Source organism: Azospirillum halopraeferens DSM 3675 (genome assembly GCF_000429625.1).
Lineage (GTDB): Bacteria > Pseudomonadota > Alphaproteobacteria > Azospirillales > Azospirillaceae > Azospirillum > Azospirillum halopraeferens.
This window is the reverse complement of record NZ_AUCF01000005.1, coordinates 252,666-276,524: the sequence shown is the minus strand read 5'-3', so window position 1 is coordinate 276,524 and position 23,859 is coordinate 252,666. Positions and strand designations below refer to the sequence as shown.

Genomic DNA, 23,859 nt, shown 5'->3' with positions numbered 1-23,859 from the left:
TCCGCCCGCCACCGGATAGGACGTGGCGGTTATTCCGCGTCGGGCTGGCGGTCGGGATCGGCGGCGGCAAAGGCGTCGAGGGCGCGCGCCGTCTGCGCGATGCGGCGGATGGCCGGGTAGGGGGCGAGGTCGACCGCGAATCGTTCGGCGTTGTAGACCTGCGGCACCAGCACCACGTCGGCCAGCGTCGGGGTGTCGCCGTGGCACAGCCGGCCGGTGCGCGGGTCGCCGGCCAGCATCGCCTCCACCGCCGCGAAGCCTTCGGACACCCAGTGCCGGTACCAGTCGTTGCGCGCGGCCTCGTCGAGGCCCAGGCGGTCGCGCAGGTGGTTGAGCACCCGCAGGTTGTTCAGCGGGTGGATCTCGCAGGCGATGGCCAGGGCGATCGCCCGCACCCGCGCCCGGTCGGCGGGGTCGGCGGGCAGCAGCGCCGGGTGGGGATGGCGCTCCTCCAGGTACTCGATGATGGCCAGGGATTGGGTGAGCACGGCGCCCTCGTCCTCCAGGGTGGGGACGAGCTTCTGCGGGTTGAGCGCGGTGTAGGCGGGGGCCGCCTGTTCACCCTTGCGCAGGTGGAGATACGCCGGTTCCGCCGTCAGCCCCTTGAGGTTGAGGGCGATGCGCACCCGATAGGCGGCCGACGACCGGAAATACCCGTGGAGCTTCATGGCGACCGTTTCCTCCTCTGCCCTGTTGCCGGGCCGATCCTAGACCGGCCGGCGGGCGGGGAAAACGGCGAAGGTCGGGCGGCCGCCTTATCCCACCTGCCGCTGCAAGGCCCGGCGGGTGTCCGGGTCGAGCACGGGAAGGCCGTCGCGCGCCTCCACCACGAAGGCGCCGGGATCGGCGAGCGTGCGCACCGCGAAGCCCGTCACCGCCGGCGGCGCGCCGGTGCCGAACGGGTCGGGACGGTCCTCGTAGATGGGGGTGAAGGTGCAGCCCCCCAGCAGGGCGCGCAGCATCAGCCGTTCGTCGGAGCGCGCGGCGCCGCCGTCGCCGGCGGTGGCGAAGACCAGCATCTCCACCTCCGAATCGACGGCCATGCCGCGCTCCAGCAGCACATTGACCATGGCGGTGGAGGTCACCACCGGGGCCGCCTTGCCGCGCCAGAAGAAGCGGCCGTCGTCCCAGCCGACGTCGGCGGCGCGGAACACGAAGTGGGGCTCCGACCCGCCGGTCGGGCCGCTGACCAGATAGTTCATCCGCAACAGGCCGTTCCAGGTGCCGGCCGGCACCAGGATACAGGAGATTGCGTTGCGCGTGAGGCGCAGATAGGTATCGTTGATGCCCGACGGCTCGAATTCGAACAACATGCTTTGCCTGCCTTCGCCGCAACCGGTGGGGAAACCGAACGCACGAGAACAGGTGTGGCGCGGCGGCGGCCGTGCAATCTGGCCATGCGTATGAGCCTCTTCGGGGGAGGCCGCCCTTCCAAACCGCCGGGGCGGGACCAATGTCTCATAGGGGGGCGCCCGACGGCATCGGCGTGACGACGGAGGACGCGCGTGAGCGGATCGGCACAACCGGACGACGCCCGGCCATCGGAACAACCGGGCCGGACCCGGCGCTGGCTGTACCTGGGCATCGGCTATGCCGCGGTGGGGCTGGGCGCCGTCGGCGTGGTGCTGCCGCTGCTGCCGACGACCCCGTTCCTGCTGGTGGCCGCCTGGGCCTTCGCCAAGGGCAGCCCGGCGATGGAACGCTGGCTGTACCGGCACCCCCGCTTCGGCCCCTTCCTGTGCGAATGGCGCGACCGCCGCGCCATTCCCCTGCGCGGCAAGGCGGCGGCCCTGATCGGGCTGGCGGTGAGCTGGACGCTGATCTACCGCTCCGCCGACGGCACCGCCGTACCGTTGGTGGCGGGCGCGGTGATGCTCGCCGTCGCCCTGTACGTCGCCACCCGGCCGCTGCCCGAGGCGGGGCGGTCCACGGGGTCTATCTGACGTACGGGAAGCCTATGACATGGCTGTTTCCCGCTTGGCGGACGCTGCGATGCAGCATAATGATCGGTTTCGATAACCGAACAGCCAGGAGGGACGCCATCCATGCTCCCCGTTGGAATGCGGGCCCGAAGTGCGGCCGCTCTTCCCGAATGCCGGCACTGCGGCCGGCCGGTGCGTCGCGGCGAAGCCCATTGGGCCGGTGATCCCGAGGGCCATGCCTGGCACTACGGCTGCGCCGAGGCGGCCGGGCTGACGCGGTCGTGGGGCCGGGTCAGCGGACCGGGCGGGACGCGAAGCGACGGGGCGGCGCGACCAGCCGGTCCTGGGCGGCGATGAGCTGCAGCTCCCGCGATCCGCGGTCCCGCGTCGTCTCGAACACCGCGAAGATGGCGGCGGCCGCCGCCTCCAGGGCCTGCGCGGGGTCGCCGGTGGTCAGCAGGTGGGCGAGGAACAGGGCGGCGGTGGCGTCGCCTGCACCGCTGGGCGGCGGGTCGAGGGGCAGGCGCGGCGTTTCCACCACCCGGGCGCCGTCGGGGCCGTCCACCAGCATCTCGATCCGGTCGGCGGGGACGGCCGCGTGGGTCAGGCTGGTGACCAGCACCAGGCGCGGGCCGCGCGCCCGCACCGCGGCGGTGGCGGCCAGTGCGTCCTCCAGCGTGACGATGGGCCGGTCGGCCAGGTATTCCAGCTCGAACTGGTTGGGGGTGATGACGTCGGCGGCCGGCACGGCGTGCGCCCTGATGAACTCCGGCAGGCCCGGCCGCACGAAGAAGCCGCGGCCGACGTCGCCCATCACCGGGTCGCAGCAGTAGAGCGCCCGCGGGTTGGCCGCCTTGACGCGCGCCGCGGTCTCCACGATCACCTGGCCGAGGCCGGCCTCGCCCATGTAGCCGGACAGGACGGCGTCGCAGCCCTCCAGCCCGCCGCGGGCGGCCACGCCGTCGACCACGTCGGCGATGTGCTCGGCGCTGAACACCTGGCCGGTCCACTGCCCGTAGCCGGTGTGGTTGGAGAACTGCACCGTGTTGACCGCCGTGACGTCGAAGCCCAGACGCTGGAGCGGGAACACCGCGGCGCGGTTGCCGACGTAGCCGTAGGCCACGTGCGACTGGATGGAGAGGACGCTTTTCATAGCCGCGAATGCTAGGCGATCCCCCGGCGCCCGTCCAGATGCCGGCGCGCTGCGGACACGTCGTCCGGGGCTGCACAGAACGCTGATGACAGCCGCCCCGCGCCGCGGGTAAGCAGGACGTCACCGCATTCGACCAGGACCGGGGAGTTCCGCCATGCCCGCCACCGTCCGCCCGCGCCGCAGCGTGCTGTACATGCCGGGGTCGAACGCCCGGGCGCTGGAAAAGGGGCGGACGCTGCCCGCCGACGGGCTGATCCTCGACCTGGAGGACGCGGTCGCCCCCGACGCCAAGGCGGCCGCCCGCGACACCATCCGCGCCGCCCTGGCCGCCGGCGGCTACGGCGGGCGGGAGCTGGTGGTGCGGGTCAACGGGCTGGCCTCCCCCTGGGGCTACGACGACCTGGTGATGGCCGCCACCAGCGGCGCCGACGCCGTGCTGCTGCCCAAGGTGGAGAGCGCCGACGCCGTGCGCCAGGCGGATGCGGTGCTGCGCGCCGCCGGGGCGCCGCAGACGCTGGCCGTCTGGTGCATGATGGAAACGCCGCTGGGCATGCTGAACGCCGCAGCCATCGCCGGCGCCCTGCCGCGCCCGGGGGCGCTGGTGATGGGGACGTCGGACCTGGCCAAGGACCTGCACGCCGCCCACACCCCCGACCGGCTGCCGATGATCACGGCGCTGGGGCTCTGCCTGCTGGCGGCGCGGGCGTACGGGCACGCCATCCTCGACGGGGTGCATCTGGACCTGGCCGACGACGCGGGATTCGCTGCGGCGTGCCGGCAGGGCCGGGAGCTGGGCTTCGACGGCAAGACGCTGATCCACCCGAAGACGATCGCCGCCTGCAACGCCGCCTTCGCGCCCGCCGCCGACGAGATCGAGTCGTGCCGGCGCATCATCGACGCCCACGCCGCCGCGGTGGCCGAGGGCAAGGGGGTGGTCGTGGTGGACGGCCGGCTGGTGGAAAACCTGCATGTGGAGAACGCCCGCCGCCTGGTCGCCCTGGCCGCGGCGATCGCGGCGCTGGAGAAGGACGCGTAACGGCGTAAGATCGTCTTTCCACCTGCCTGTCCCGATCACACCACGGCCCGCGCCATGACCGACCGCCTGTCCATCGCCCTTGCCCAGGTCAACCCGACCGTCGGCAACATCCCCGCCAACATCGACCGCATCCGTACCGCGCGGGCGGAGGCCGCCGCGCGCGGCGCCGACCTCGTGGTTTTTCCGGAGCTGGTGGTGTGCGGTTACCCGCCCGAAGACCTGGTGCTGAAGCCTTTCTTCCTCGACGCGGTCGAGGCGGCGGTGAACGGCCTTGCCGCCGAAACCGCCGACGGCGGTCCGGCCGTGCTGGCGGGGGCGCCGTGGCGCCAGGACGGGCGCGTCTACAACGCCGCCCTGCTGCTGGACGGCGGCGCCGTGGCGGCCGTGCGCTTCAAGCACGACTTGCCCAACTACGGCGTCTTCGACGAGAAGCGCGTGTTCGCCGCCGGGCCGCTGCCGGGGCCGATGAACGTGCGCGGCGTGCGCCTGGGCGTCATGGTCTGCGAGGACATGTGGACCCCCGATGCCGCCGAGACGCTGGCGGAGACCGGGGCGGAGATCCTGGTGGTGCCCAACGGCAGTCCCTTCGAGACGGACAAGCACGACCGCCGCCTGTCGCTGGCCGTCGCCCGCGTCACCGAGACCGGGCTGCCGCTCCTGTACGTCAACCAGGTGGGCGGCCAGGACGAGCTGGTGTTCGACGGCACCTCCTTCGCGCTGGGGGCCGACCGGGCGCTGCGGGCGCAGGCGCCGGGCTTCGTGGAACACCTGCTGCTCACCCGCTGGGAGCGCGGCGACGACGACGTCTGGCACTGCGCCGAGGGCGAAATCGAGGCGCCGGTGGAGGGCGAGGAGGCGGTCTACCGCGCCCTGGTGCTGGGGCTGCGCGACTACGTCAACAAGAACCGCTTCCCCGGCGTGCTGCTGGGCCTGTCGGGCGGCGTCGATTCGGCCCTGTCGGCCGCCATTGCGGTGGATGCGCTGGGGGCGGAGCGGGTGCACTGCGTGATGATGCCCTCGCCCTACACCTCGCGGGAGAGCCTGGACGACGCGGCGGAGTGTGCGGAACTGCTGGGCTGCCGCCTCGACACCGTGTCCATCGAGCCGGCCATGACGGCGTTCGAGCGCATGCTCACCCCCGCCTTCGCCGGCCGCGACCCCGACATCACGGAAGAGAACATCCAGTCCCGCTCCCGCGGGCTGACGCTGATGGCCCTGTCCAACAAGTTCGGCGCCATGGTCCTGTCGACCGGCAACAAGTCGGAGGTGTCGGTCGGCTACGCCACCCTCTACGGCGACATGTGCGGCGGCTTCAACGCCCTGAAGGACGTCTACAAGACCACCGTCTACGCCCTGTCACGCTGGCGCAACGACCACCTGCCCGACGACGTCCGCGGCCCCGCCGGCCGCGTCGTGCCCGAGCGCGTGCTGACCAAGGCCCCCACGGCCGAGCTGAAGCCCGGCCAGAAGGACCAGGACACCCTGCCGCCCTACGAGGAGCTGGACGACATCCTCCACTGCCTGGTGGAGCTGGACCTGGGCATCCCCGACATCGTCGCCCGCGGCCACGCGCCGGAGACGGTGAACAAGGTGTGGCGCATGCTGCACCTGTCGGAATACAAGCGCCGCCAGGCCGCCCCCGGCGTCAAGATCACCCGCCGCATCTTCAACCGCGACCGCCGCTACCCCATCACCAATGGTTTCACGTCCGTGGTGTGATGGGAGGTGCCTGATTAGGCGGTCCTTAACCCGCCGGCGCTGTGATGGGAGTCACGGACACTCCAGCGCACGGGACCGACGTTGAACGGCAAGGCGACACCGGCGCGACCGCGGCCTCCGGCCACGCTCGCCATCACGCGCGGCACGGCCGCCGATGCCGGAGGTGTGGCCGCCGAGGAGATGGGCTACCTGTTCGCCGACGGCACGGCCTCCCCGCCGGCCGTTCCCGCCGCCGTTCCGCTGGCTGCGCACGCGGTGGGCGACGCCCTGGCGCAGAGCCGGCTGGACGGCTGGGGCCGCGACGGTGTGCGCGCGATGCTGGCCCGCAAGCTGTGCCGGCTGCTGCCCGGCCTGCCGCCGGACCGGCGCGAGACGGTGACCGACGTCGCCTGCCGGGCGCTGGAGCAGTTGGCCCGCGACCACGCCACGCAGGTCCGCGCGGCGCTGGCCTCCGCCATCACCGACGTTGCCTGCGCCCCGCCCGCCGTGGTGCGGCGCCTGGCGGCGGACGTGGAGCGTTGCGTTGCCGAACCGATCCTGCACGGCTGCGCCACCCTTACCGACGACGACCTGCTGGCCGTCATCGCCACCCGGCCGGAGACGTGGCGGCTGGCCGCCATCGCGCGCCGCGACCGGGTCGGCGCCCCGGTTGCCGACGCCATCGTGGCGACGGGCGACACGGCGGCGACCGGCGTGCTGCTGGACAACGACGGTGCCGAGATCCCCGAACCGACGCTGGAGCGTCTGGTGGCCGACGCGGCGCGGCAGCGCGCCTGGCAAGCCGGCCTGGCCCGCCGGGCCGCTTTGCCGGCACGCCTGGCGGTGCGGCTGGCCGGCTTCGTCGACCGTTTGGTGGTGGACCTGCTGCGGACGCGCCGCGACTTCGATGACACGACCGTGGCGGAGATCGCCGCCACCGTGCGCCGGCGCGTCGACTGGGTGGCCGGCCGCGACCCGGAGGAGGGCGGGGAGCGCCGGGCGCTGCGCCTGCACCGCACCGGCCGGCTGGACGAGGCGGCGCTGGGCGATGCCCTGTCGTGGAACGAGCGGGATTTCGTGCGCGCCGCCCTGGCGCTGGCCGCCGCCGCCCCGCCGGCGGCGGTGGACGCGATCCTGGGCTCGGGTGACGGGAGGGCGGTAACCGCCCTGGTGTGGCGGGCCGGTTTCGGCATGCGTTGCGCCATGCAGGTCCAGTCCCGCGCCGCCGGCCTGCCGCCGCCGGCCATGCTGAACGCCCGCCGCGGCACCGACTTTCCCCTGATGCCCACGGAAATGGAACGCCTGCTGGCCCGCTACGGCGTGGGGTAGGGAGGCGCGGCTCCACCCGTGGCACCTTGCCCCCACCGTCCCAACCTTCGTCGGGCCCCTTCCTCCCCCGCCGGAGGCGGGGGAAGAGAATGCGGGCGCTTACCAGACCCGTTCGCGGGACATGTCGCGCAGTTCCGGCGGGGTGACGATGGGTTCGTTGTTGGTGTTGGTGAAGCTGATCACCGGCGTCCGGCGCACCGCCAGGCAGGCGTCGCGCTTGGCGGTGAGGGTCGCGTCGTCCGTCGCGCTGTGGCCGAACAGGTCGGCGATCCAGCCGGTGGAGCGCCGGGATTCCGGAATCTCCACATAGACGAAATTCATCAGCGGCCGGCAGTGGTCATCCGCCAGCGGCGCGGCCGCGTCGGTGACGGGAGCCTCGCGCAGGGCCGTCAGATAGTCCTGCACCGTCTGGGCCCGCGCGCCGGCGGACGCCGCCGTGCCGAGGGCCAGGGCGGCGGTGATCGTCAAGGTTGCCAGGGCGAAACGCCGCATTGTCCACTCTCCCGCAATCGTCTCTGTTTGTTGTGCGAACAAAGGCTTGCGCGGGGTTCGCCGGTTTACCGGAATCGGTCGCGGTTCCGGTTTCGTGCGCCCCGTTGCGCTTGCCCTCCGTTTGGATTCGCGCTACGAACCCGCCACGAATTCTAAGGGCGCTGGACCCCTAAGAAAAGAAAATCCACCCGGTTCGTCCCCCGCGGAATGGGGGGTGCTCAATCTCAGGGAACGCTCCATGGCACGCAACAAGATCGCTCTCGTCGGCGCCGGCCAGATCGGCGGCACGCTGGCTCTGCTGGCCGGCCTCAAGGAACTGGGCGACGTCGTCCTGTTCGACATCGCCGAAGGCATGCCGGACGGCAAGGCGCTCGACCTCGCCGAGACCGCACCGGTCGAGGGCTTCAACGCCACGCTCAGCGGCGGCAGCGACTACTCGATCATCGAGGGCGCCGACGTCGTGATCGTGACCGCCGGCGTGCCGCGCAAGCCCGGCATGAGCCGCGACGACCTGATCGGCATCAACACCGGCGTCTGCCAGACCGTCGGCGAAGCGATCAAGAAGCACTGCCCCAACGCCTTCGTCATCGTCATCACCAACCCGCTCGACGTCATGGTGTGGGTGCTCCAGCAGGCGTCCGGCCTGCCGCCGGAGAAGGTGGTCGGCATGGCCGGCGTGCTGGACTCGGCCCGCTTCCGCTACTTCCTGGCCGACGAGTTCAACGTGTCGGTGGAGGACGTCACCGCCTTCGTGCTGGGCGGCCACGGCGACACCATGGTCCCGCTGGTCCGCTACTCCACCGTCGCCGGCATCCCGCTGCCCGACCTGGTGAAGATGGGCTGGACCACCCAGGAGAAGCTGGACGCCATCGTGCAGCGCACCCGTGACGGCGGTGCGGAGATCGTGAAGCTGCTGAAGACCGGCTCGGCCTTCTACGCCCCGGCCGCCTCGGCGATCCAGATGGCCGAGAGCTACCTGAAGGACCAGCGCCGCCTGCTGCCCTGCGCCGCCTACCTGACCGGCCAGTACGGCGTGAACGACCTCTACGTGGGCGTCCCCGTCATCATCGGCGAGAACGGCGTCGAGAAGATCGTCGAGATCGAGATGAACGCCGAGGAAAAGGCGATGTTCGACCACTCGGTCGACGCGGTGAAGCAGCTCGTCGCCGTGGTGAAGAAGCAGCAAGCCGAGAAGGCCGCCTCTTAAGGCGGCCTTTTTGCCGAACGGGGCCCGCCGGGCGCCGCAGGGGACGGACGGTTGAACGCTCCGCCCCAGGTGGTAAAGTACCGCGGGCCTCCTGCCGGAGGGCGTAAGCCCTCCGGTCGAGGCTCCGAGCCGTCCGACGCGCTTGCCTTACGTCCGCCCATCGTCAGCCGACCAAAAAAACAGATGGACGCCCGATGAACATCCATGAGTACCAGGCCAAAGGCCTGCTGAAGAAGTACGGCGTCGCGGTGCCCCGCGGCGGCGTCGCCTACACCCCCCAGGAAGCCGAGGCCGTCGCCCGCGATCTGGGCGGGCCGGTGTGGGTCGTCAAGTCGCAGATCCACGCCGGTGGCCGCGGCGCCGGCCGCTTCACCGACAACCCCCAGGGCAAGGGCGGCGTCCGCGTCGTCAAGTCGGTCGAGGAGGTCGGCACCAACGCCGGCGAGATGCTGGGCCACGTGCTGGTCACCAAGCAGACCGGCCCCGAGGGCAAGGAAGTCAAGCGCATCTACGTCGAGGAAGGCGCCGACATCCGCCGTGAGCTGTACCTCGGCATGCTGGTCGATCGCGCGTCGGGCCGCGTCACCATCATCGCCTCCACCGAGGGCGGCATGGAGATCGAGGAGGTCGCGGCAACGCACCCCGAGAAGATCCTGAAGGTCGCCATCGACCCCGTCACCGGCATCCAGGGGTACCACTGCCGCAAGGTCGCCTTCGGGCTCGGCCTGGAAGGCAAGCAGGTCGGCGCCGCCACCAAGTTCCTGATGGCCATGTACCAGGCCTTCGTCGAGCTGGACTGCTCCATCGTCGAGATCAACCCGCTGATCGTCACCGGCTCGGGTGAGGTTCTGGCGCTCGACGCCAAGATGAACTTCGACGACAACGCGCTCTTCCGCCACAAGGACGTAGAGGAGCTGCGCGACGAGGCCGAGGAGGATCCGGCGGAGATCGAGGCCGCGAAGCACAGCCTCAACTACGTCAAGCTGGACGGCAACATCGGCTGCATGGTCAACGGCGCCGGCCTGGCGATGGCGACCATGGACATCATCAAGCTCTATGGCGGCGAGCCGGCGAACTTCCTGGACGTCGGCGGCGGCGCCACCAAGGAGCGCGTCACCGCGGCCTTCAAGCTGATCCTGTCCGACGCCAACGTCGAGGGCATCCTCGTCAACATCTTCGGCGGCATCATGCGCTGCGACGTCATCGCCGAGGGCGTGGTGGCGGCGGCCCGCGAGGTGCACCTGCACGTTCCGCTGGTCGTCCGCCTGGAAGGCACGAACGTGGATCTGGGCAAGAAGATCCTGTCCGAGTCCGGCCTGCCCATCCTGTCGGCCGACAACCTGGCCGACGCCGCGGAAAAGGTCGTCAAGGCCGTGAAGGAGGCCAAGTAAGATGGCTGTTCTCGTCGATTCCAACACGAAGGTCATCTGCCAGGGCTTCACCGGCGCCCAGGGCACCTTCCATTCCGAGCAGGCGATCGCCTACGGCACCAAGATGGTCGGCGGCGTGACCCCCGGTAAGGGCGGCACCACCCACCTCGACCTGCCGGTGTTCGACACCGTGGCCGACGCGGTGGAGAAGACCGGCGCCAATGCGTCGGTGATCTACGTGCCGCCGCCGTTCGCCGCCGACGCCATCCTGGAGGCGATCGACGCCGAAATTCCCCTGGTGGTCTGCATCACCGAGGGCATTCCCGTGCTCGACATGGTGCGCGTGAAGCGCGCGCTGGCCAACTCCTCGACCCGCCTGATCGGCCCGAACTGCCCCGGCATCATCACGCCGGACGAGTGCAAGATCGGCATCATGCCCGGCCACATCCACCGCCGCGGCAAGATCGGCATCGTCTCGCGCTCCGGCACGCTGACCTACGAGGCGGTGGCCCAGACCACGGCGGCCGGCCTCGGCCAGACCACCTGCATCGGCATCGGCGGCGACCCGGTCAACGGCACCAACTTCGTGGACAGCCTGGAGCTGTTCCTGAAGGACCCGGAGACCGAGGGCATCATCATGATCGGCGAGATCGGCGGCGACGCCGAGGTCAAGGGCGCGGAGTTCCTGCGCGACTCCGGGACCACCAAGCCGGTCGTCGGCTTCATCGCCGGCCGCACCGCCCCTCCGGGCCGCCGCATGGGCCATGCCGGCGCGGTGATCTCGGGCGGCAACGACACCGCCGACTTCAAGATCGACTTCATGAAGTCGGTTGGCATCCACGTCGCCGACAGCCCGGCGAGCCTCGGCTCGACCATGGTCAAGGCGATGCAGGGCTGATCCGGTGTGCCGGGGGGAGCGCGCTCCCCCCGCATTCCCGTCAGCCTCGGGACCCCCGGCTTCCCTTCGCGGAGACCGGGGTCTTTGCATGAGCAAGGGGACCCCCGAAGGCCCCCGTGAGAACAACCACGGACACTAGGGAACGGGCGGCACACGCCCGCGGCGAAGACCATGTCGGTGAATCTGGAGAAGTCCTCGTTCCTGTTCGGCTCGAACGCCAACTACGTCGCCGAGCTGTATGCCCGCTTCCTGCAGGAGCCCAACTCGGTGGACCCGAGCTGGAGCGGCTTCTTCAAGGAACTGGACGACGACACCCGTGCGGTGCTCGACGAGTTGCGCGGCGCCTCCTGGACGCTGCGTGACGGTGCGGGTGGCAACGGCGCCACCGACGAGGTGGCCGCATCCCTGGCCGGTCCGTCGGCGGCCCCCATCGTGGCCCACACCCGCGAGGTGTTCGGCGGCATCAGCCACGACCAGCTCCGCCAGGCCCTGCTGGACAGCATCCGCGCCCTGATGCTGATCCGCGTCTACCGCGTGCGCGGCCACATGAACGCCCGCTTCGACCCGCTGGGCCTGGAGAAGCGCCAGCCGCACCCCGAACTGGACCCGGCGACCTACGGCTTCGGCCCCAACGATTACGACCGCCCGATCTTCCTGAACTACTCGCTGGGTCTGGAGAGTGCCACGCTGCGCCAGATCATGGATCTGCTGCAGAAGACCTACTGCGGCACCATCGGCGTGGAATTCATGCACATCCAGGATCCCGACCAGAAGGCGTGGATCCAGGAGCGCATCGAAGGGGGCCGCAACCACACCGACTTCACCGTCAACGGCAAGCGCGCCATCCTGGAACGTCTCACGGCCGCCGAGTGCTTCGAGAAGTTCCTGCAGATGAAGTACACCGGCACCAAGCGCTTCGGCCTGGAAGGCGGCGAGTCGCTGGTCCCGGCACTGGAGCAGATCCTCAAGCGCGGCGGCCAGCTCGGCCTGAAGGAAGTGGCGCTGGGCATGGCGCACCGCGGCCGGCTCAACGTGCTCGGCAACTTCATGGGCAAGCGCTTCGCCGCCATCTTCTCGGAGTTCCAGGGGAACCCCTCGGCGCCGGAGAACGTGCAGGGCTCGGGGGACGTGAAGTACCACCTGGGCACTTCGTCGGACCGTGACTTCAACGGCAACGTCGTCCACCTGTCGCTGACCGCCAACCCCTCGCACCTGGAATGGGTCAACCCCGTCGTGCTGGGCAAGGTGCGCGCCAAGCAGATGCAGCGCCGTGACGACGACCGCGAGCAGGTCTGCGGCCTGCTGCTGCACGGCGACGCCGCCTTCGCCGGCCAGGGCATCGTGGCCGAGACGCTGGGCCTGTCGGAGCTGCGCGGCTACCGCACCGGCGGCACCATCCACTTCATCATCAACAACCAGATCGGCTTCACCACCAACCCGCACTTCTCGCGCTCGGGCATCTACTGCTCCGACATGGCGAAGATCGTGCAGGCGCCGATCTTCCACGTGAACGGCGATGACCCCGAGGCGGTGGTCCACGTCAGCCGCATCGCCATCGAGTTCCGCCAGCGCTTCAAGAAGGACGTGGTGGTCGACATGGTGTGCTACCGCCGCCACGGCCACAACGAGGGTGACGAGCCCGGCTTCACCCAGCCGATCATGTACAAGGTGATCCGTTCCCACCCGACGACGCGGGAGCTGTACGCCCGCCAGCTCGTGGCGGAGAACGTCATCACAGAGGCCGAGGGCGATCAGATCGTCCAGGACTTCATGAAGAAGCTGGAGGAGGAGTTCGAGGCGTCCAACTCCTTCAAGCCCAACAAGGCCGACTGGCTGGAAGGCAAGTGGGTGGGCCTGGAAGGGTCCAAGTCCGACGAGGACTTCCGCGGCAAGACCGACGTGCCGATGGAGCTGCTGAAGGAGGTCGGGCGCAAGCTGTGCGACGTGCCCGACGGCTTCAACATCAATTCCAAGATCGCCCGCCAGCTCGATGCCAAGCGCAAGGCCATCGAGGCCGGCGAGCCCATCGACTGGGCGACCGCCGAGGCGCTGGCCTACGGCACGCTGCTGGTCGAGGGGACGCCTGTCCGCCTGTCCGGCCAGGACTCGGGCCGCGGCACCTTCTCGCACCGCCACGCCGTGGTCTATGACCAGGTGAACGAGGACAAGTACGTCGCGTTGAACCACCTGCGCCCCGGCCAGGCGCCGTTCGAAGTGCACGACAGCCCGCTGTCGGAAGCCGCCGTGCTGGGCTTCGAATACGGCTACGCCCTGGCCGAGCCGCACGCGCTGGTGCTGTGGGAGGCGCAGTTCGGCGACTTCGCCAACACCGCCCAGACCATCATCGACCAGTTCATCAGCTCCGGCGAGTCCAAGTGGCTGCGCATGTGCGGCCTGGTCATGCTGCTGCCCCACGGCTACGAGGGGCAGGGGCCGGAGCACTCGTCGGCGCGCCCCGAGCGCTTCCTCCAGATGTGCGCCGAGGACAACTGGCAGATCTGCAACGTCACCACTCCGGCCAACCTGTTCCACGTGTTCCGCCGCCAGGTCCGCCGCCAGGTCCGCAAGCCGCTGGTGCTCCTGACGCCGAAGTCGCTGCTGCGCCACAAGCTGTGCGTCTCGACCCTGGCCGAGATGGCGGAGGGCTCCTCCTTCCACCGGGTGCTGGGCGAGACCGCGACCGACATGGTGCCGGCCGACAAGGTCCGCCGCGTGGTGGTGTGCACCGGCAAGGTCTACTACGACCTGCTGCAGGAGCGCATGAACCGCAACATCCGGGACGTCGCCCTCGTCCGCCTGGAGCAGATGTATCCGTTCCCGCGCACCGCCCTGTCCAACGAGTTCGCCAAGTACCCGAACGCCGACGTGGTGTGGTGCCAGGAGGAGCCGGAGAACCAGGGTGCCTGGTTCTTCGTCGACCGCCGCATCGAGGGCTGCCTGACCGCCATCGATCACAAGGCCCGGCGGCCGGTCTACGCCGGCCGTCCGGCCAGCGCCGCCCCGGCCACCGGTCTGCTGAAGCGGCACAATCAGGAGCAGGCGAAGCTCATCGACGACGCGCTGACCGTGCGCTGAGCCGAACCCCGGGAACGAACAAGAAGGACGCGAGAGGAAGCAATGGCTACGGAAATCAAGGTTCCCACCCTGGGTGAGTCGGTCTCCGAGGCGACCGTCGCCCGCTGGCTGAAGAAGGCCGGCGACGCCGTCAACGCCGACGAGCCGCTGGTCGAGCTGGAGACGGACAAGGTCACGCTGGAGGTCCCGGCCCCCGCCGCCGGCACGCTGGCCGAGATCATCGCCGCCGAAGGCGCCAACGTGACGGTGGACGCGGTGCTGGGCGTCATCGCCGACGGCGCCGCCAACGCCTCGGAAGTGACCAAGCCGGTCCAGGCCAAGCCGCAGCCGGCCGCCGCGGCTCCGGCCCCCGCCGTGGCCGCCGCCCCGGCCGCCGCGACGGGCGCCGGCGTCATGCCCTCGGCCCAGAAGATGATCGTGGAGCAGGGGCTGAACGCCGCCGACATCGCCGGCACGGGCAAGGGCGGGCGCGTCACCAAGGGCGACGTGATCGAGCACCTGGAGAAGCCCGCCGCGCCGAAGGCGGCCCCGGCCGCCGCTCCGGCCGCTGCGCCGCAGAAGTACCAGTGGGCCGCCGGCACCCAGGGTGACCGCCCCCGCGCCGCCCGCGAGGAGCGGGTGCGCATGACGCGCCTGCGCCAGCGCATCGCCGAGCGCCTGAAGGAGGCGCAGAACAGCGCCGCCATGCTGACCACCTTCAATGAGGTGGACATGACCAACGTCATGGCGCTGCGCAACGAGTACAAGGACTATTTCGAGAAGCGCCACAAGGTGCGGCTCGGCTTCATGTCCTTCTTCGTCAAGGCGGCGATCCAGGCGCTGAAGGAGATCCCGGCGGTGAACGCCGAGATCGACGGCACCGACATCGTCTACAAGAACTATTATGACATCGGCGTCGCCGTCGGCACGCCGCAGGGTCTGGTGGTTCCCATCGTGCGCGACGCCGACACCATGGGCTTCGCGCAGATCGAGGCGAAGATCGGCGAACTCGGCAGGAAGGGCCGCGACGGCAAGCTGTCCATGGACGAGCTGACCGGGGGCACCTTCACCATCTCCAACGGCGGCGTCTACGGCTCGCTGATGTCGACCCCGATCATCAACCCGCCCCAGTCCGCCATCCTGGGCATGCACAAGACCATGGACCGCGCGGTCGTGGTCAACGGCAAGGTCGAGGTGCGGCCGATGATGTACCTGGCCCTGTCCTACGACCACCGCATCATCGACGGCAAGGAAGCGGTCACCTTCCTGGTCCGCATCAAGGAGTGCATCGAGGACCCGCGCCGCCTCCTGCTCGACGTGTAAGGACAGCGCGTCATATCGGAAAGGAAAGGGCGCCTTCGTGGCGCCCTTTCCCGTTCCGGGGGCGGTCGGGCTGCCCTCATTGAATTGCATTACGACTTTCGGATGATACAATCCCCTGTTGGTATGGCGAAGCTTGGCTGAATGGGATAAGGTCGGATTGATGCGCTGGGGCGTGTAACGGGGCGGGGAGGGGACCGGTGTTCGCAATGCTGCGGGATGCCCGCCACGCCGTCGTCACCGGCGGCATCGCCCTGGTCCTTCTCGTTGCCGGCGCGGGCGCCGTCGACATCTATCTGGATTACCAGCGAACCCTTGAAACCGCCTTCGTCCGTTTGGAGAATCTGGCGCGCATCGCCGACGAGGGGATCTCCGGGCGGCTGCGCACGGTGGACCTGATGTTGCGGGACGTCGGCCGCGAGTCCCGCCTGGTGGCGACCCCCGAACAGGAAGAGGCGCTGGTCTCCTACATGATCGCCCGCGCCGGCTCGTTCGACGAGGTGCGGTCCCTGTCCGTCACCGACCGCGAGGGAACCGTCATCCACACCACCCTGCCGGAGGTGAAGGGATTCGATGGTCGGGAGCGACCCTATTTCGCCGGCCCGCTGGCGGCGGCGAACCGCGATCGGCTGTTCATCTACGGCCCGTTCACGACGGTCACCGGCTCCACCATCATCTTCGCCGCACGGCCCGGGGAATCGCCGGACGGCACATGGGACGGGGTGACGGTGGCAACGCTGCCGCCGGCCTATTTCGCGTCGATCCTGTCGACCATGCGACCGCAGGGCGACGGGTTTGCCACGCTGCTGGGCGCCGACGGCACGATCATCGCCCGCTCCCCCGAGCAGGACCGGTTCATAGGAGTGAATGTCGCGGCCGGTCCGGCCCATGCCGGTCACCTCGCCGCCGGGGCGCGCCAGTCGCGCGCGCGGGCCCTGATGGAGGTGACCGACCACAAGCAGCGCCTGGTGGTCACCCGCACCACCGAGTTTCCCGAACTGATGGTCGCGGTCGGCTGGAGCGAGGACGAGGTCCTGGCTCCCTGGCGGCGCAGCGCGGGTATCAAGGCCGCCGTCCTGGTCGCCCTTATCGCCTTCATCGGTGCGCTGCTGCGTGCCTTCGCGGTGCGCGAGAGGGAGTTGCGCGACCAGCGCAACTTCGCCACCAGCCTGATCGAATCGGCCAACGTCATGGTGGTCGGGCGCGACCACGCCGGGCGCATCGCCATCTTCAACACGGCGGCCGAGGCGGTGACCGGACTGCACAAGAGCGAGGCGCTGGGACGCCCCTGGAGCGAGGTGCTGATGCCGCCGGATGGCAACGGCCCGTCCGACCCGGCCGAAGGGCCGGTATCGACCAGGGACGGGCGGGAGCGCATCGTTGCCTGGCGGCACTCCCCGGGGCCCGCCGCCGGCCTGACCTCCGTGTCGTTCGGCATGGACGTGACCGAGCGCCGGGCCATTGAACGGGAGCTGCGGGAACGCCAGCGCTTCATCAAGGCGATCACCGACAACATGCCGGGCATGGTCGGCTACTGGGATGCGGACCTGCGCTGCCGCTTCGCCAACCGCGCCTATCGCGACTGGTTCGGCAAGGATGCCCGGGAGATCGTCGGACGGTCGATCCGGGAGTTGATGGGCGAGTCGCTCTACCGTCTCAACGAGCCCCACATCCTGGCGGCGCTGAACGGCGTGCCCCAGCATTTCGAACGCACACTCACCAAGGCCAACGGGGATACCGGTTACACCTGGGCCCATTACATTCCCGATGTCGACCGCGACACCGGCGCCGTCGTCGGCTTCTTCGTCCTGGTCACCGACGTGACGGCGCTGAAGACGGCCGAGGTCGGGCTGCGCACCATGACGGGGCGCCTCGCCCTGGCCACGCGCGCCGGCGGCATCGGCGTCTGGGAGTACGATCTGGTCGCCAACCGGCTGATCTGGGACGAGCGGATGTACGCGCTCTACGGCATCGAGTGCCGCGTCGGCGCGGAAACCTACGATCTGTGGCGCACCCGCTGCCACCCCGACGATCTGGAGCGGGTCGAAGGGGAGCTGCAGGCCGCGCGCGAGGGTGAGCGCAGTTTCGATTCGGAGTTCCGCATCCTCACCCCCGACGGCACCCTGCGGCACATCAAGGCGGCGGCGCTGCTGGAACGCAGCCCCGACGGCGCCGCGGTGCGCATGGTGGGCATCAACTACGACATCACCCCGCTGCGCGAAGGGGAACGCATCCTGTCGCTGGCCAAGGCCCGGGCGGAACTGGCGAACCGGGCGAAAAGCGAGTTCCTCGCCAACATGAGTCACGAGATCCGCACCCCCATGAACGCCATCATGGGCCTGTGCCACCTGCTGGACGGCACCCCCCTGGACGCCACCCAGCGCGATTACCTCACCAAGGTGGAAACCGCCGCCCGGTCGTTGCTGGGCATCATCGACGACATCCTGGATTTCTCCAGGGTGGAGGCCGGCCGGCTGGAGCTGGAGCGGTCGGAGTTCCGCCTGTCGGAGGTGATGGACGGGCTTGCCACGGTGATGTCCGTCAACGCGGCGGGCAAAGACCTGGAACCGGTGATCGGCGTGGCGCCCGACGTCCCGGACCGGCTGGTGGGCGACCCGTTGCGCCTGAGGCAGATCCTGATCAATCTGGCCGGCAACGCCATCAAGTTCACCCCCGCCGGTTGCGTGACGGTGCGCGTCGACCGGGTGGATGACGGGGACGGGGCGTTGCTCCTCCGGTTCGAGGTGGCCGACACCGGGATCGGCATCGCCGAGGCCGACCGGGAGCGCCTGTTCGACGCCTTCTCCCAGGCCGACAGCTCCACCACCCGCCGCTTCGGCGGGTCCGGCCTGGGTCTGGCGATCAGCCGCAGCCTGATCGGGCTGATGGGAGGCTCCATCGAGGTCGACAGCACGGTCGGGCAGGGCAGCACCTTCCGCGTCCTGCTGCCCTTCGTGCCGGCGGCCGGGGCCGACGAGCCGCCGGAGCCGGCCGCCCCCCGCACCGTGCTCGTGGTGGATGACCACCCGGCCACCCGGCAGGCCATCATCGACGCCGCGACCGCACAGGGCTGGAGGTCGGTCGGCGCGGCGTCGCGGGACGAGGCGGTGGCCCTGCTGCGCGGCCGGGGCGACGATGATCCCTTCGACGTCCTGGTGGTCGATCAGGGGCTGGCCGGGATGGAGGGACCGGGCTTTGCGGCGTGGGTCCGTGCGCTCGGCGGTGTCGGTGCCGAAGCCGTCCTCGTGATGATGACCCGCCCCGGCCGCTCCGCGGCGGCCGGTTCCGCCGACGCCGTGCTGGCCAAGCCCGTGACGCCGTCGGCGCTGCGCAACGCGGTGGCCGTGGCGCGGGGGCGCTGCCGGCCGGTGCCGGCGCCCGGCACCGTCCCGCCGCCCGCCGCGCCCGCACCCGCCGAACAACGGCCCGGCCTGGGCGGCATCCGCCTGCTGGTGGTCGAGGACAACGCCATCAACCGGGACGTGGCGCGCCGTCTGCTCGAACGCGAAGGAGCGATGGTGACGGTGGCCAACGACGGAGCGGAGGCGGTGGCGATCCTCGCGGAAGCGCCGGCCGCCTTCGATGTGGTCCTCATGGACATCCAGATGCCGGTGATGGACGGGTACGAGGCGACGGGCATCCTGCGCCGGGATCTTGGCCTTGCACGGCTTCCCGTCATCGCCCTCACGGCCGGGGCGCTGGCGGCGGAGCGTCGGCGGGCGCTCGACGCCGGCATGGACGATTTCATCACCAAGCCCTTCAGGGTCGATGACGTCGTGCGGGTCGTCCGCCTGCACGTGGCGGTCACCGGCGGCGCCGCGGTGGCGCCCCCCTGCGCCGCCGGAGCACCGCTGCCGGAGGTGCCCGGCATCGACACCGTCACCGCATCGGCGCTGGTGGACGGCGACGCCACCTTGTTCGTCATGCTGCTGCGGGCCCTGCGCGATCAGTTCGAGGGCGTGGCGGAGGGGATCGGCACTGCCCTTGACGCGGGCCGCCACAATGACGCAGCCGCCCGCCTGCACGCGTTGCGGGGTGCCGCCGGCAATGTCGGCGCCACCGCCATCGCCGCGCTGGCGGGGCGCATGGAGATGGCGCTGCGCAGCGGCGACGGAGCCGCGGCGGCGGCGATCCTGCCGGTGCTGCGGGGCGATCTGACGTCCCTCTTCCGGGCCGTCGCCACCATCGCCGTTCCGCCGGCCGCGGCGGAGGCGGGGGAGGTGCGGCTCGATCCGGAGTCCCTGGCGGCGCTGCTCGCCGATCTGGACAGCCGCAACATGAACGCGGTCGACGGCTTCCATCGCCTGCGCGCTGCCATCGTCCACACGGCCGGGCGCGAGCAGGCCGCCGCCGTCACCGCTGCCGTGGACGGGCTGCGCTTCGCCGATGCCGCGGCCATGCTGCGCCGCTGCCTGCCGGACGTCATGCCGGCGGAACGGGTCCGTTGAGCGCCGGCGGCTCCTCCCGCAGGCAGGCGCGCAGGCACGCCACGAACTCCTGCACCAGCGGTGAGTCGGCGCGCGCCGCCGGCAGGCACAGGGAGTAGGTGTAGCGCAGATCGGCGCTGCAGGGGCGCACCTCGACGCCGTTGGCCATCCACAGCCGGGCGGCGAACGGCTCGAACAGGCCGATGCCGAGACCGGCGGCCACCAGTCCGTAGGCAGTGTGGGAATGGGGTGTGGCGACGCGGCGGCGCAACCGCACGCCGGCATCCTCGAACAGGCGGTCGATGCGGCTCCAGTCGATGGGGGTGGACGGCAGGACGCCGACCACGTCCTGCCCCTCGAAGTCGGTGAGGGCGACGACCTCCCTGGCGCACAGCGGGTGCCCCCGGGGCAGGGCGCAGATGAAGCGCGCCTCCAGCAGCGGCTCCTGGATGACACCGGGCACCGCGGGAAAGCTGGCGGACATGGCGACGTCCGCCTGGCCGGCCTGCAGGCTCTCCAGGATCTCCGTGGGGTGCAGGATTTCCAGGTTCACCGTCACCTCAGGGTGGCGGTCGAGAAAACGGCGGATGGTTCCCGGCATCACGGAGGACGACAAGGCGGGCAGGGCGCACACCGTCAGATGCCCGGTGCGGGCGCCGCGGATCTGCTCGGCCACCCGTTCCAGCTTTTCCATGCCGACGAAGGAACGCTCCACCGCCGTGTAGAAGCGCAGCCCCTCGGTGGTCGGGGTCAGCCGGCCGCCGGACCGGCTGAACAGGCGGAAGCCCACCGCCTCCTCCAGGTCGGCGATCAGCCGGCTGGCCGAGGGCTGGGCGATGCACAGCATCCCCGCCGCACCGGTCACCGACCCCGTGAGCATGGCGGCGCGGAACGCCTCGACCTGCCGGAACCGCATGCATTGCCTCCCCGTCGCCCGCCGGCCATAGCATTTGCGTATACCCCGGCCGGAAAATCCTATTTGACACTCTGACGCTCCCCTTGTCATCGTTTCGAAACCGAACAAGCCCCGAGAAGAGCCGAAAAAATGCGGCCAACCGGAAACGGGCGGGGAAGAACAGGGTAAGAGACGAACGTGGAGCCTCGATCGAAGGAGATGATCGCGCGCCTGGTGTCGTTCGACACGGTGTCGTCGCGGTCGAACCTCGCGCTCATTGACTGGGTGCGGGACTATCTGGACGGGTACGGCATCGAAAGCCGGCTGGTGCCCAACGCCGAGGGGACGAAGGCCAACCTCTTCGCCTCCATCGGGCCGGCGGCGGAAGGCGGTGTGGTGCTGTCGGCCCACACCGACGTGGTGCCCGTGGACGGGCAGCCCTGGGACAGCGATCCCTTCACGGTGGTGGAGCGCGACGGGCGCCTGTACGGCCGCGGCACCGCCGACATGAAGAGCTTTCCGGCGGTCGCCCTGGCGCTGCTGCCGGAAATGCTGGAAGCGGGGCTGAAGCGCCCCGTCCACCTGGCGCTGTCCTATGACGAGGAGGTGGGCTGCTTCGGCGCCCCCGACATGATCCGCCGCATGGCGGCCGAGCTGCCGCGTCCCTCCGCCGTCATCGTCGGCGAGCCCACGTCCATGCGCACGGTGGTCGCCCACAAGGGCACCTACGCCCTGCGCACCACCGTCACCGGGCACGAGGCTCATTCCAGCCAGCTCCACCGCGGCGTCAGCGCGGTCATGACGGCGGCCCGCCTGGTCGGCTTCATCGCCGACATGACGGCGCAGAACGCCGCCGCCGCCGACCCCGCCAGCCCGTTCGAGCCGCCCTACACGACGCTGCACGTCGGCACCTTCGCCGGCGGCACGGCGCTCAACATCATGGCGCGCCATGCGGAGTTCCTGTGGGACATCCGTCCCGTCACCGGCGACGACTGGAGCCGCTATCTCGCCCGCTTCGAGGCATATTGCCGCGACGTGGTGCTGCCGGAGATGCACCGGATCGCGCCGGACTGCACCATCCGCACCGAGGTGCTGGCCGGCGCCCCCGGACTGAACCCCGATCCCGACGGCGAGGCGGCCTGCCTGGTCCGCTCGCTGACCGGGCGCAACGACACGGCCGTGGTGCCCTATGGCGCCGAGGCCGGGCAGTTCCAGGAGGCCGGCTTCTCCACCGTCATGTGCGGTCCCGGCTCCATCGACCAGGCCCACCAGCCCAACGAGTTCATCGAGACGACGCAGGTCGCCGCGTGCGAACGGTTCCTGCGCAGCCTCGTCCGGCGCCTCGCGGCCTGATCAGCGGGGGACCGGACGGTCCAACGACGCCGACAACGAACGAACAGGGGGATTACACGTCATGACGCTTACGTCGAAGCTGCTCCGCTCCGCCGCCGCCGTGGCGCTCGCCGCCGCCGTGGGTGCCGGCGCCGTCGCCGCCGAGGCCGCGACCCTGCGCTGGTCCTATCAGGGCGACGCCACCACCATGGACCCGCACGGGCTGAACGAGACCTTCACGCTGGGCTTCCAGGGCAACATCTACGAGCCGCTGGTCGGCTACGACAAGGACCTGAAGCTGACGCCCATGCTGGCGGAGCGCTGGGAGAACCCCGAACCCAACAAGTGGGTGTTCCACCTGCGCAAGGACGTGACGTTCCACAACGGCAACCCCTTCACCGCCGACGACGTGATCTTCTCGTGGCAGCGCTCGCTGACCGAGGGGTCGGACATGAAGGGCTACGGCGCCAAGGCCGAGGCGGTGAACAAGATCGACGACCACACGGTCGAGGTCGTCACCAAGTCGCCGAACCCCATCCTGCCCCGGGAATGGGTGTTCCTCTACATGATGGACAAGGAGTGGTCGGAGGCCAACAACACCACCGAGGCCACCAACGTCAAGGGCTCGAACCAGGGCAACCACGCCAACCTGCACGCCAACGGCACCGGCCCGTTCATGCTGGCCGAGCGGCAGCCCGACGTGAAGACGACGCTGAAGCGCTTCGCCGACTACTGGGACAAGGGCATCGCCACCAACGTGACCGACGTGGTGTTCACGCCCGTGACGCAGCCGGCGACCCGCGTCGCGGCCCTGCTGTCGGGCGAGATGGACGTGATCCAGCCCGTGCCCGTGCAGGACTGGGACCGGCTGGAGAAGGCGCCGGGCGTGAAGCCGCTGACCGGCGCCGAGGCGCGCTCGATCTTCATCGGCATGGACCAGGACCGGGACGAGCTGAAGTACTCCAGCGTCAAGGGCAAGAACCCCTTCAAGGACGCGCGGGTGCGTGAGGCGGTGGTGCGCGCCGTCGACGTGAAGGCGATCGACGAGAAGATCATGCGCGGCGCGGCCGAGCCGCTGGGCTCGCTGCTCGCCGGTCCGATCAACGGCTTCGACGCCAGCTTCGGCACTCCGTACGAGCCCGACCCCGAGAAGTCCAAGAAGCTGCTGGCCGAGGCCGGCTATCCCAACGGCTTCACGGTGACGCTGGACTGCCCGAACGACCGCTACGTCAACGACGAGAAGGTCTGCCAGGCCGTCGCCGGCATGCTCGCCAGGGTCGGCATCAAGGTGGACCTGCTGGCCCAGACCAAGGGCAAGTACTTCGGTAAGGTGCTGGCCCAGGCGGGCTATGACACCTCCATGTACCTGCTGGGCTGGACGCCGTCGTCCATCGACGCCCACAACTCGCTGCTCAACCTCGCCGCCTGCCGCAACAAGGACACCCAGGCCGGCCTGTTCAATCTGGGCGGCTACTGCAACCCGAAGGTCGATGAGCTGACGCACAAGGTCGGCTCCGAGACCGACCAGGCCAAGCGCAACGCCATGATCAAGGAAGCGTTCGAGATCGTGCGCGACGACTACGGCTATCTGCCGCTGCACGCCCAGCCCCTGTCGTGGGGTGTGCGCGAGGGCGTCGAGGTGGTCCAGCGCGCCGACGACGTGCTCGACCTGCGCTCGGCGGTGGTGAAGTAAGTCCGGCCATCGCGCCCCCGTCCGACCCTCCCC

17 protein-coding genes are annotated in these 23,859 nt (G+C 70.2%); 12 read left to right on the top strand and 5 right to left on the bottom strand.

Annotation, left to right across the window (positions count from 1 at the left end):
• Positions 1-29 precede the first annotated feature (29 nt).
• Together maiA and G472_RS0107510 are read right to left on the bottom strand one after the other, a co-directional pair.
• Positions 30-668: a maleylacetoacetate isomerase gene (gene maiA, locus G472_RS0107515; RefSeq protein ID WP_029007887.1), complete on the bottom strand. Its 639-nt coding sequence runs from the start codon at positions 666-668 to the stop codon at positions 30-32.
• Between the two features lie 87 nt (positions 669-755).
• Positions 756-1,313, bottom strand: coding sequence for a hypothetical protein (locus tag G472_RS0107510; RefSeq protein ID WP_029007886.1), 558 nt, complete (start codon positions 1,311-1,313; stop codon positions 756-758).
• 192 nt (positions 1,314-1,505) lie between these two features.
• On the opposite strand from G472_RS0107510, the gene G472_RS0107505 reads away from it, so the two are divergent.
• Positions 1,506-1,943, top strand: a complete 438-nt coding sequence (locus G472_RS0107505) for a YbaN family protein (RefSeq protein WP_029007885.1) — start codon at positions 1,506-1,508, stop codon at positions 1,941-1,943.
• Positions 1,944-2,214: 271 nt separating this feature from the next.
• On the opposite strand, the gene pdxY is transcribed toward G472_RS0107505, so the two are convergent.
• Complete coding sequence (gene pdxY / locus G472_RS0107500) at positions 2,215-3,075, bottom strand: pyridoxal kinase PdxY (protein ID WP_029007884.1); 861 nt, start codon at positions 3,073-3,075, stop codon at positions 2,215-2,217.
• A gap of 154 nt (positions 3,076-3,229) precedes the next feature.
• Between pdxY and G472_RS0107495 the strand changes: the two genes are divergently transcribed.
• The 3 genes from G472_RS0107495 to G472_RS31840 all read left to right on the top strand — a co-directional run bounded on the left by G472_RS0107495 (position 3,230) and on the right by G472_RS31840 (position 7,138).
• The gene (locus tag G472_RS0107495) at positions 3,230-4,111 is read left to right on the top strand and encodes an HpcH/HpaI aldolase/citrate lyase family protein (protein WP_029007883.1); all 882 of its coding nucleotides are present in this window, start codon (positions 3,230-3,232) and stop codon (positions 4,109-4,111) included.
• Positions 4,112-4,165: 54 nt separating this feature from the next.
• On the top strand, positions 4,166-5,830 hold the full coding sequence (locus tag G472_RS0107490) for an NAD+ synthase (RefSeq protein ID WP_029007882.1): 1,665 nt from the start codon (positions 4,166-4,168) through the stop codon (positions 5,828-5,830).
• 165 nt (positions 5,831-5,995) lie between these two features.
• The gene (locus G472_RS31840) at positions 5,996-7,138 is read left to right on the top strand and encodes a DUF2336 domain-containing protein (RefSeq protein WP_245593415.1); all 1,143 of its coding nucleotides are present in this window, start codon (positions 5,996-5,998) and stop codon (positions 7,136-7,138) included.
• 99 nt (positions 7,139-7,237) lie between these two features.
• Here the strand turns inward: G472_RS31840 and G472_RS31835 are convergent, their stop codons facing one another.
• Entirely contained in the window at positions 7,238-7,630 is a 393-nt protein-coding gene (locus tag G472_RS31835) for a hypothetical protein (protein ID WP_051340544.1), read from the bottom strand.
• Positions 7,631-7,868: 238 nt separating this feature from the next.
• Here G472_RS31835 and mdh point away from each other — a divergent pair, with 238 nt between their 5' ends.
• The 6 genes from mdh (at position 7,869) to G472_RS36860 (ending at position 19,927) form a co-directional block, all read left to right on the top strand.
• Positions 7,869-8,837, top strand: a complete 969-nt coding sequence (gene mdh / locus G472_RS0107475; protein ID WP_029007881.1) for a malate dehydrogenase — start codon at positions 7,869-7,871, stop codon at positions 8,835-8,837.
• A 194-nt stretch (positions 8,838-9,031) separates the two neighbouring features.
• Positions 9,032-10,228 carry an ADP-forming succinate--CoA ligase subunit beta gene (gene sucC / locus G472_RS0107470; protein ID WP_029007880.1) on the top strand — a complete coding sequence of 399 codons (1,197 nt, stop codon included), beginning with the start codon at positions 9,032-9,034 and terminating at the stop codon, positions 10,226-10,228.
• A gap of 1 nt (position 10,229) precedes the next feature.
• Positions 10,230-11,105: a succinate--CoA ligase subunit alpha gene (sucD, locus tag G472_RS0107465; protein WP_029007879.1), complete on the top strand. Its 876-nt coding sequence runs from the start codon at positions 10,230-10,232 to the stop codon at positions 11,103-11,105.
• Between the two features lie 171 nt (positions 11,106-11,276).
• Entirely contained in the window at positions 11,277-14,180 is a 2,904-nt protein-coding gene (locus G472_RS0107460; RefSeq protein WP_029007878.1) for a 2-oxoglutarate dehydrogenase E1 component, read from the top strand.
• 42 nt (positions 14,181-14,222) lie between these two features.
• Entirely contained in the window at positions 14,223-15,482 is a 1,260-nt protein-coding gene (odhB, locus tag G472_RS0107455) for a 2-oxoglutarate dehydrogenase complex dihydrolipoyllysine-residue succinyltransferase (RefSeq protein WP_029007877.1), read from the top strand.
• Positions 15,483-15,688: 206 nt separating this feature from the next.
• On the top strand, positions 15,689-19,927 hold the full coding sequence (locus tag G472_RS36860; RefSeq protein ID WP_029007876.1) for a response regulator: 4,239 nt from the start codon (positions 15,689-15,691) through the stop codon (positions 19,925-19,927).
• Here the strand turns inward: G472_RS36860 and G472_RS31825 are convergent.
• A complete protein-coding gene (locus G472_RS31825) occupies positions 19,902-20,822 on the bottom strand; it encodes a LysR substrate-binding domain-containing protein (protein WP_051340543.1) in 921 nt (306 codons plus the stop codon). The two genes, G472_RS36860 and G472_RS31825, sit on opposite strands and share 26 nt — an antisense overlap.
• Positions 20,823-20,999: 177 nt before the next feature.
• On the opposite strand from G472_RS31825, the gene argE reads away from it, so the two are divergent.
• Both argE and G472_RS0107435 read left to right on the top strand, forming a co-directional pair.
• Positions 21,000-22,154, top strand: a complete 1,155-nt coding sequence (gene argE, locus G472_RS0107440) for an acetylornithine deacetylase (RefSeq protein ID WP_029007875.1) — start codon at positions 21,000-21,002, stop codon at positions 22,152-22,154.
• A 61-nt stretch (positions 22,155-22,215) separates the two neighbouring features.
• On the top strand, positions 22,216-23,826 hold the full coding sequence (locus G472_RS0107435; protein WP_029007874.1) for an ABC transporter substrate-binding protein: 1,611 nt from the start codon (positions 22,216-22,218) through the stop codon (positions 23,824-23,826).
• The last annotated feature ends 33 nt before the right edge of the window (positions 23,827-23,859 follow it).

Bases quoted from the DNA above. Each gene is read 5' to 3' on its own strand.
- maiA (WP_029007887.1), bottom strand. From the start codon at position 668: ATGAAGCTCCACGGGTATTTCCGGTCGTCGGCCGCCTATCGGGTGCGC.
- G472_RS0107510 (WP_029007886.1), bottom strand. From the start codon at position 1,313: ATGTTGTTCGAATTCGAGCCGTCGGGCATCAACGATACCTATCTGCGC.
- pdxY (WP_029007884.1), bottom strand. From the start codon at position 3,075: ATGAAAAGCGTCCTCTCCATCCAGTCGCACGTGGCCTACGGCTACGTC.
- G472_RS0107495 (WP_029007883.1), top strand. From the start codon at position 3,230: ATGCCCGCCACCGTCCGCCCGCGCCGCAGCGTGCTGTACATGCCGGGG.
- G472_RS0107490 (WP_029007882.1), top strand. From the start codon at position 4,166: ATGACCGACCGCCTGTCCATCGCCCTTGCCCAGGTCAACCCGACCGTC.
- G472_RS31835 (WP_051340544.1), bottom strand. From the start codon at position 7,630: ATGCGGCGTTTCGCCCTGGCAACCTTGACGATCACCGCCGCCCTGGCC.
- mdh (WP_029007881.1), top strand. From the start codon at position 7,869: ATGGCACGCAACAAGATCGCTCTCGTCGGCGCCGGCCAGATCGGCGGC.
- sucC (WP_029007880.1), top strand. From the start codon at position 9,032: ATGAACATCCATGAGTACCAGGCCAAAGGCCTGCTGAAGAAGTACGGC.
- sucD (WP_029007879.1), top strand. From the start codon at position 10,230: ATGGCTGTTCTCGTCGATTCCAACACGAAGGTCATCTGCCAGGGCTTC.
- G472_RS0107460 (WP_029007878.1), top strand. From the start codon at position 11,277: ATGTCGGTGAATCTGGAGAAGTCCTCGTTCCTGTTCGGCTCGAACGCC.
- odhB (WP_029007877.1), top strand. From the start codon at position 14,223: ATGGCTACGGAAATCAAGGTTCCCACCCTGGGTGAGTCGGTCTCCGAG.
- G472_RS36860 (WP_029007876.1), top strand. From the start codon at position 15,689: ATGCTGCGGGATGCCCGCCACGCCGTCGTCACCGGCGGCATCGCCCTG.
- G472_RS31825 (WP_051340543.1), bottom strand. From the start codon at position 20,822: ATGCGGTTCCGGCAGGTCGAGGCGTTCCGCGCCGCCATGCTCACGGGG.
- G472_RS0107435 (WP_029007874.1), top strand. From the start codon at position 22,216: ATGACGCTTACGTCGAAGCTGCTCCGCTCCGCCGCCGCCGTGGCGCTC.